Source organism: Candidatus Culexarchaeum yellowstonense (genome assembly GCF_024707025.1).
Classification (GTDB): Archaea; Thermoproteota; Methanomethylicia; order Culexarchaeales; family Culexarchaeaceae; genus Culexarchaeum.
On record NZ_JANGFQ010000061.1, the window covers coordinates 1 to 8,569 of the forward strand.

12 protein-coding genes are annotated in these 8,569 nt (G+C 34.4%); 8 read left to right on the forward strand and 4 right to left on the reverse strand.

Annotated features, from left to right (window positions below; all coding sequences use genetic code 11):
• Positions 1-236 precede the first annotated feature (236 nt).
• The 8 genes from MRT15_RS07350 to MRT15_RS07380 all read left to right on the forward strand — a co-directional run bounded on the left by MRT15_RS07350 (position 237) and on the right by MRT15_RS07380 (position 5,352).
• On the forward strand, positions 237-467 hold the full coding sequence (locus tag MRT15_RS07350) for a hypothetical protein (protein ID WP_304329341.1): 231 nt from the start codon (positions 237-239) through the stop codon (positions 465-467).
• Between the two features lie 64 nt (positions 468-531).
• On the forward strand, positions 532-660 hold the full coding sequence (locus MRT15_RS07355) for a hypothetical protein (RefSeq protein WP_304329343.1): 129 nt from the start codon (positions 532-534) through the stop codon (positions 658-660).
• Entirely contained in the window at positions 641-1,039 is a 399-nt protein-coding gene (locus tag MRT15_RS07360; protein WP_304329345.1) for a nucleotidyltransferase family protein, read from the forward strand. Before MRT15_RS07355 ends, MRT15_RS07360 begins: the two co-directional genes overlap by 20 nt.
• 1 nt (position 1,040) lies before the next feature.
• Positions 1,041-1,436 carry a glycosyltransferase gene (locus MRT15_RS07365; protein ID WP_304329346.1) on the forward strand — a complete coding sequence of 132 codons (396 nt, stop codon included), beginning with the start codon at positions 1,041-1,043 and terminating at the stop codon, positions 1,434-1,436.
• A gap of 378 nt (positions 1,437-1,814) precedes the next feature.
• Positions 1,815-2,762: a glycosyltransferase family 4 protein gene (locus tag MRT15_RS07370; protein ID WP_304329348.1), complete on the forward strand. Its 948-nt coding sequence runs from the start codon at positions 1,815-1,817 to the stop codon at positions 2,760-2,762.
• A gap of 64 nt (positions 2,763-2,826) precedes the next feature.
• Positions 2,827-3,084: a glycosyltransferase family 2 protein gene (locus tag MRT15_RS12580; protein ID WP_369684960.1), complete on the forward strand. Its 258-nt coding sequence runs from the start codon at positions 2,827-2,829 to the stop codon at positions 3,082-3,084.
• Positions 3,068-4,219, forward strand: coding sequence for a glycosyltransferase (locus MRT15_RS07375; RefSeq protein WP_304329350.1), 1,152 nt, complete (start codon positions 3,068-3,070; stop codon positions 4,217-4,219). Before MRT15_RS12580 ends, MRT15_RS07375 begins: the two co-directional genes overlap by 17 nt.
• A 197-nt stretch (positions 4,220-4,416) precedes the next feature.
• Positions 4,417-5,352, forward strand: coding sequence for a glycosyltransferase family 2 protein (locus MRT15_RS07380; protein WP_304329352.1), 936 nt, complete (start codon positions 4,417-4,419; stop codon positions 5,350-5,352).
• A gap of 8 nt (positions 5,353-5,360) precedes the next feature.
• On the opposite strand, the gene MRT15_RS07385 is transcribed toward MRT15_RS07380, so the two are convergent.
• From MRT15_RS07385 to MRT15_RS07400, 4 genes are all read right to left on the reverse strand, one after another.
• On the reverse strand, positions 5,361-6,455 hold the full coding sequence (locus MRT15_RS07385) for a glycosyltransferase family 4 protein (RefSeq protein WP_304329354.1): 1,095 nt from the start codon (positions 6,453-6,455) through the stop codon (positions 5,361-5,363).
• Positions 6,456-6,528: 73 nt separating this feature from the next.
• A complete protein-coding gene (locus tag MRT15_RS07390) occupies positions 6,529-7,539 on the reverse strand; it encodes a glycosyltransferase family 2 protein (protein ID WP_304329356.1) in 1,011 nt (336 codons plus the stop codon).
• 25 nt (positions 7,540-7,564) lie between these two features.
• The gene (locus MRT15_RS07395; RefSeq protein ID WP_304329358.1) at positions 7,565-8,314 is read right to left on the reverse strand and encodes a glycosyltransferase family 2 protein; all 750 of its coding nucleotides are present in this window, start codon (positions 8,312-8,314) and stop codon (positions 7,565-7,567) included.
• A 67-nt stretch (positions 8,315-8,381) separates the two neighbouring features.
• Positions 8,382-8,569 (reverse strand): SAM hydroxide adenosyltransferase (locus tag MRT15_RS07400; RefSeq protein WP_304329360.1); only part of this gene is annotated, 188 nt, incomplete at its 5' end.

Consider the following 8,569-nt stretch of genomic DNA (forward strand, 5'->3'; position numbering starts at 1 on the left):
GCTTCCCTCAAATCTATACCTAATCTCTCAGCTTCCTCCTTAAGCTCCCTCCTCACCCTCACGGAAAGAACAACTGTAGACAATCCTCCCACCATAATTTATGAGTATAATTTGTGTATATAAATTTGTAAACTCAATTTTGTATACAAGGATTTCAATTAATGGAGAGAGTGATTCTTATGGGAATGATTTTAAGCTAGTATGATTGACAAACTATTGTAGTTGGGATGCTGGGTATGCCTGTGAATGCCGATGTCTTAAGAGCTAGAATTTCTGAAATTAAATTCATAATGAATGAATTGCAGAGATTGACTTCCAAACCATTTATGCAATTGAATTTCGATGAAAAGTATTCTATGCGATATAATGTGATCGTTCTCGTGGAATCCATAATTTCTCTATGCATACATATTGCCGTTGAAGCATATTCCAAACTCCAACATCCTATAGGGAGGCTATTAAGATAATTGCTGAAAAGCTAAATTTGCCTTATGTAAAGGATCTTACATCCATGGTTGGATTGAGGACATTTTGATACATCGTTACTGGCTAGTTGATGATGAGAGAATTTATGAAGCTGTAAAAGACGACTTTAAATGTGTGAGGGAGCTTCTAAGTAAGGTTATGGAGGCATTCCCAATTGAACATCAATTACTATGAAGTTTCAATTGAAGATGCTTCAAGAAGGTTGAGGGGGATTCTTGGTGGAATTATGGATGTGAAGGTGGCTGTGCTCTTCGGCTCAATTCTGAGAAGGAATTTCATTAGAGACTTGGATGTCGGAGTTTTCATGAATCCCGAACCAAACCTCAAGAGGATTGCTGAAATATCTGGTATACTTGAAGATGCTTTAGGATTACCAGTCGATATTATACCACTCAATTGGGCTTCACCAAAATTGAAGTTGAAAGCCTTATTGAATAGTGTAAAATTAATTGTTGGAGATAGCAACCTATACACCAGCCTACTAAAAGAAGCCCTATCCGAAGCCATGGACCTCGACCTGAAAATCAAGTATATGGAGAAAATGCATTATTGATGTGAATTTAAATTTTCATCAAATGAATTTTACGAGGATTCTATATTACGGAGAAATAACGTTACCCTTTTCAGCAACAGACCTCTTCATAGCTTCAACCACCAGGCATCCCATAAGCTATTATGCTGAACGCATGAAATTCTTCCAGTACATGGCGGCGGGCAAACCTATTCTAGCAGAAGAAGCTCCTGGTACAAAGAGCGTTTTTAATGATGATGCTCACTATGTTAAGCTCGACGATATAGATGCCATGGCAGATGCCATACTCAAACTATATTATGATGAAGATCTTAGGAGACGATTAGGTTATAAAAACAGGAAACGATTGGAAACACTCTTCGAATGGTCAAAACTCATTCCAACTTATAGGAACTTTATACTATCAGTACTAAACTGAAGTAAAAATGGTTGTCAATAAATTTAAGCCATCGACAAACATTCGAAAAACGTTAAATAGATTAAATTAAAGCAAAATAACATTAGCAATGAGGACTAGTGATGATGAAATGAGGATAGGAGTGTTTTTGATGGATATCTACCTTTACATGAAACTAAAGACCCGGGACAGCTTGTTTTGGGTTTTTTAGACTTGGGAATTCAAAGTGAAATGATTACATTGTATAAGCAGGAATTAAAGACATACGCTTCTCCATTTCCTATTAGATTTGCAACTAGATCTCAAATATTAACTACAGATTATTAGCGCACAGTCCCTGATGATGTAATTGTGGCGTATACTTGGCTTAGTAGGAGGTATCTACCTATGGTATCAGCTATGAAACAAGCTGGGAAGTTTGTTATAGTGAAAGCCGATGGTGATGGTAGATATGCTTTTCCCACTGATCCTAGACGATTGAGTTTCCGATACCTTTTACAAAATTTTAATTTGTTAAGTTTCGGTGAAATCTTCAGAAGAAGTTATCATGTATTACGTACCAAATTGATGAGACATCGAAGGATTAGGCGCGTTGCTGAACACATAAAATTAGCGGATAAAGTAATAATCGAATCACCCCAAGCTCAAATTAATCTCTCTTATTCACTATTATATTGGGGTTTCAATCTATCTTCAAAAATCCATGTAGTACCAAATCCAGTAGCCTCTGACATCATAAGTACAACAGTTCCCTTAAAAAAGGAAAAACAAGTGATGGCTCTTGGAAGATGGGATGCAATAGAGCAAAAGAATACTATCCGAATGGTTAAGGTTTTATGTCAATTTGCGAATTTGAAACCTGATTATGATATAGTGATAGTTGGCTCTGGCAAGGAGATTGTTCAAAAGCTTATTAACAAAATAGCTTCTTCACGAATACCAGATCAGCTGCATTTAACTGGTTACATTCCTCGTGATGAGGTTATTCGTCATTTAGCAAGATCACGGATCTTTTTCATGCCTTCCAATTGGGAAGGTTTCAGTATAGCTGCAGCTGAGGCTGTTTGTATGGGGTGCACAATTGTTGGTACCTCCATTGAGTGCCTTACATTTTTAACATTGGGAGGATTTTCAGGGACTATAGCAACTGACTTTACTGAACTCCCCCTACTAAATGCACTACTAATAGATGCCCATAAATGGGAAGTTGGTTATTATGATCCACAAAGTATAAGTCATTTCTGGCGCAACAATCTTTGTCACAAAGCAATAGCAAAGAAAATCGTAAAGCTAATAGATATGTCAAAAAATGAAGTCCCTTCTTCAACTAGTAAACCTTTACATTAATAAGGTTGAATTGTTATAGCAACGATTTTATAGCAAAATTTAAAACAATGATTTGTATTGCAATATGACACCATCCCCAAAATGTTCAGTCATTGTTTTAAATTATAATGGGATGGAATTCATTGAAAACTGTTTTAGATCACTGCTTTTAACAACTTATCCTAATTTTGAGATTTTATTTGTGAATAGTGGCTCTATAGATGAAAACTGTAAGTGGTTAAAGCATAAAATTGAGCAACGTAAAATTTATCGTGTTATAAAACTATTGTTTTGCAAAAAGGAATCGATATGGGAGGGAATTTCTAATGGGAAAAATACCTAATTTAAAAATTTTATTTATAACTTCAGAAGAGCCTAATCAGGGAGACATTTATTTTAAAGGTTTAAAAGCTATTCTTCATCAGAGATGTATAGAGTGGCCATATAAAGCGCTTTACCATCTTTCAGTTAAAAATGGAAAAATTATTGGTTATGACCTTCATGGTCAAATGGAAATAGAGGAAGACAATTTTGGATTCTTGATTAATAGGAGATATATGTGGAAAGCTCCCAGATATTTTGGTTACATTAGTAATAATGAATATGATTATCATCAACTACCGGATTTGAATGATTTTGATGCTATAATTTTTAATTTTTTAAGGTCAGAATATCAGAAAAAGCTTATGAGAAAAGTTTTATGTAATAATTCCATTAGGACCCCAATTTTCTTCATAGATGGAGAGGATGATCCTTTCCTTCGATTGCTTTATTTCAGCAGTAAAGTGAAAGGATATTTTAAAAGGGAAATCTTATCTTCACCATCAATAAATAAACATTATTTAAAAATGTGGAGCAAAGTGTATATTTACCAATTACGTAAGAATAAGTTAAATTTAAATTCATTTTCATTCCCTGCAATTAGAGGTTTACCTAAACTTTTACCCCTAAATTTAACTGTGGCTACAGATATGCTAAATAAAGTAAATGATGATAAAAATAAGAGTATTGATATTAGTTTTATAGCTTCCATGACAAGTTCATATAGATTGGAGCTCTATAAATTTTTAGTTAAATACGTGAAGAAAAGGAAGCTTAAAGCTGACATAAGGATTGTGGGGAAGTTTGGGAAAGATTGGATCCCCCATAATGAATATCAAACAATAGTTTCTAATTCTAAATTGTCTATTTCTGCCCAAGGCACTGGATTTGATACCTACCGTTATTGGGAGATACCATTTTATGGATCCACACTAGTTTCTCAAAAACCATTCATCTTTATCGAAAACAATTTTGTAGATGGTGAAAGTGCAATATTTTTTAGCAATTTTAAAGAATTGGAGAGAAAACTTGATTATTATTTACTTAAAGATTTATGGGAGGATGTTTGTAGGAAAGGTCGAGAGCACTTTCTAAAATATCATACTCACATTCATAGAGCAATAAAAATTTTGGAAACCATAGAAATGTTGATTTGAAGGGATTTATCTAAAATCAAATTTAATTACTTCAATTAGTTTCTCATACCATTGTCTTGTTTCCGATATCTATTTGTAGTATTTTTCATATAGCGGTACATTTATGTGCATTTGTTAACGACAGAGACTGATTATTGTTGAAAATTAATTTGTAGAAATGTCTTTTTAAATTAATATGATGGATATTTATTGTAGAAATGTCGTATGAGGAGGATGTTATTACAGTTGCGATGACGTTGAAGAATTCTATGAAAACGTTGAATTATTCGCTTGAAGGTATTAGGGGTCTTCAGTATGATAGGAAAAAGATGAAGTTGGTTTTTGTGGATGGAGGGTCTACTGATGGTTCTTTTGAATTACTTCAAAGGTTTAGATGTGAGAATATTGGTGATTATAGGGATATTGTTCTGGTTAGGGGTGATTATGATGTGGTTGAGGGTAGAAATCTGTGTATTCGTTATGCTGAGGGAAAGTTTATATTGTTTGTAGATTCTGACGTTGTGGTGCCTCCCAATTTATTACTTGAAGTGAAAAGTGTATTTTCATCTGACCCAAAAGTTGCTTTCATAAATGTACCAGCAGTTGTTGAAAGGGGTAGGGAGGGGTGGATTGACAAGGTTTATAAATCAATGAATGAACCTCAAGGGATGAGTTGTGCTGCCATAAGATTATCGGCATTGAGGGATGTTGGGGCATATTTTGTTGGGTTTTCTAAGGGTGAGAATCCAGATGAATTGATATTCCGTTTGAAAAGTAGGGGGTATAAGTATGTTGTTAGTAAAGAAAGGGCGGTTCATATTAAGGAGAAGCCAAGAGGTTTCTTTGATTATTTGAAGACAAGTTTTAGTGCATCGGTAATTTATCATTATCAGCAGATACTGTCTGGGAGAAGGTATGTGTTGCTTAAGTATGCTTATTATACTTCCATGTTAATTTCCATTTTGTTAATACCATTTTCTCCAAAAATATTCTCATTGATTTCAGCATCTCTCTACTTGATATTAATGGTTTATTACCTCATTAGATCCCATGGGAATATACATAGCTTATTAATGCCGATTGCAGGTTTGATACTACCAATAGGGATGCTTTGGTTTATTGTAAAGAAGCATATCTTGAAAAGGGGGGTGTGAATAAAGGCTTAGGGTTTCTTGACAATACCTTCTATTATATCGCGTATTTTATTTACAGTCTTCTCCCATGTGAAGTTTTTTGAAAACTCGAAGGCCCTCTTACCTAAAATAATTCTCTCATCTTTGTTTTCCATAAGGCGTGTTACATTTTCAACCCATTCATTTATATCATCGCCGCATAGAATACCTACCTCACCAACTGTTTCGATGGTACCTCCACTTTTATGTCCAATGACCGGCTTTCCACACGCCATGGCCTCTATTGGAGCTATACCGAAATGCTCACCCAATGATGGGAAAAGGAATATTGAACATTTCTGTAATAACTTGATTATGGTATCATCATTGGGATTTTGTATAATCTTAATATTGCTATGTCCTTCTGCAAGTTTTTTGATCTTTTCAAAATAGTTGATGTTATTTTTGCTTACAAAACCAGATAGTATGAGGTTGTAATTAGTTTTTATCGCTATTTTTATAGCTAATTCATGGTTTTTAGGTTTCTGGAATCTGCTATTATAGTATAGATATTCCTCATCTTCCCATGTTGGATAAAATTTGTTATGATCGACCCCTGGATAAACAACTTCTGTTTTTGCAAGGGGCTGCTCCCTTTTAATTGCAGACTCTGTATACTTGCTATTACATAAAACTATTGGAACTCGTGCAAACGCTTCACGTTCAAGGCCCTCTAGGTTTATGACCCTCCTATAAACTCTCCTTAGGAAGCTGGTTTTTATTGGTTCTAGGGATATGGGGTAGTGAACGTAGGGTATGACTTTTATATTGTGCTTTTCAATGATCCAACTGGCATGATAATATCCTCTGTTAAGCCAAATGATGTCTGGTTTCCATTTCAATGCGCACTTTATAGCACTCTTTAAAGCCTTTGCCTCATAATATGCAACAAATTTCCCGAATAGATCATGTCTTGCAGGTATCACGCTACATTCAAATTTATTAAAGTCAAAAGATTCATTGCTAATATTATTGCAAAATATGTGAATTTCATAATGTTTTGATAGTCTGCTAAAAACTTCATATATGAATCGTTCGCCTCCACCCTTTGAAATAAAACTCGTATGTACAACTGCTATTTTCATTAAAGATAAATCATTCTTGCTATCAATATAAGTTTTTCTTGGTAAATAGTTTGTTTAATGAATGCCTTGGCATTTATATTATTGATGATGGAACCATTTTTGTCATTAATACCGCATCAGGTATTCGCCTAATCTTCTGAATAGAAACCCTCTTTCTAGCAATTAAGTTAAGGTGGAAAAATATCCAAAGAAGTGCATCCAAATAAGCTTTTGCCTTAACCTTTTCACCGGAAAAACTCCATAAAATTGAGATAAATAACATTTTAATCATGAATGTTAAGGTGTATTTTAAAATGTTTGGTACAGAGTAATTCTTTAACATTGTCATTAAATGATTTCTTCTTAGATGAAAGAACTTGAAATATTTTTCATAATCAGATGATTTGAATGTAGTACTTCCACCACCATAATGATATACTATAGCTTCTGGGATTACTGCAACCTTATATCCTGCAAGCCATATTCTCCAACATAAATCAGTTTCTTCATAATACATGAAATAGTGGGGGTCAAATAGCCCTACCTTTTCAATAACGCTCCTCCTTACAACTATTGCAGCCCCTTGAGCATAAAACGTTTCAGTTATGGAGTCATATTGCCCATAATCGTACTCGTTAGATCCACGATGCCAAGTTTTACCATGATAATCAGCAATCCCACCCACAGCATCTATTAGATTTCTATTTCTTAGAGATCTTATTTTAGGCTGAGCTGCGCCTATGAATTCATCCTCTTCCATCTTTTTAACAATGTTTTTGATGCAATCTTTATCAACTTCCGTATCGTTATTTAGGAAGAAGATGAATTTGGATTTTGGGTTTGTATATATGTAACCTATGTTATTACCCATGGCGAATCCATAATTCTTCCCTAAGGCAATTATCCTTAGTTTTGGTTCATTAGGGAACCTTCTTCTCAGGAAATTTACACTATCATCCTTCGAACCATTATCAACGACTAATATTTCAAAATCATCATAACTGGATTTTAATAGTGAAGTTATGCAAGGCTCCAAAAATTTCATTCCATTATAATTTAAAATGACAACTGAAATTTTAGGGTTAAAGTCTGCCCTATCCATCATCAACACACTCATGATCAACAAATCTTTATTGTCTTCTAAATTTATCTTTAATTAATGCATAAATGTAACCCAATATAACAAAAGGTCTTAATCTGGCTATGGAGTGTAGTAAAGTTCTTGTTAACCCTATTCCTTGCTTATATCTTGCTATGCCTGTTTGGAATTGAGTTTTTATGGCTCTTTTAAAAGTTATTTTACGTATATGATATGCTTTAACCTTACCCACCACCCTAACCTGGTAGCCAAGTTTAGTAGCATGTTCCTGAACGTGGGTGTCGGGTGCTGGGACATCAGCAAATCCTCCTATCTCGTCAAGAACATCCTTCCTTATCAGTAATGCGCACCCCCTAGGCCTTCTCCAAGGGGAGAGTGCATATGTTCTTTCCCATAGGGATAGGAGTTTACATAGAATTGTTTTACAACTTGTAATAATTCTGCCACCCACGCATGCATCTCTATCTCCAACCTCTTTAAGTAAGATTTCAAAGTATTTTGGTTCAAGTATGACGTCTGCATCCACTATGGCATAGAATTTCGAATTTACATGTTTACGTGCAATTTCAAGGTTTTCAGCATATGAATATTTCCATTTTGCTTCATTCTTCTCAATAATTTCTACGGGGAATAGTTTGGCTATATCTCCCGTTTTATCAGTACATCTATCTAAAACCACTATAACCTTTTCCGGCTTGACAGTTTGATTGAATATTGATTTTAAAGCGTTAAGTATGTATTCCTCTTCATTATGGGCACATACAACAACAGTATAAGACATGTAAACTCACTACCACAATCAAATAGTAAAATTTGATTCAAACATATATAATTTAGACTAAAATCGTTCATTTCCATACCATTATCTTATTTCCAATGTCTATTTGCAGTGTTTTTGCTGCGTTTCCTTGGTTTATTGATATTTCTAGTGTTTCTCCGCTTCCAATTATTGTTAGTGGTTGGTTTGGTGGCACTTCGGCATATGATTTGCATAGTTTTAGTTTCATGGTTTTTCCGCCTATTTTCACGTTTATTT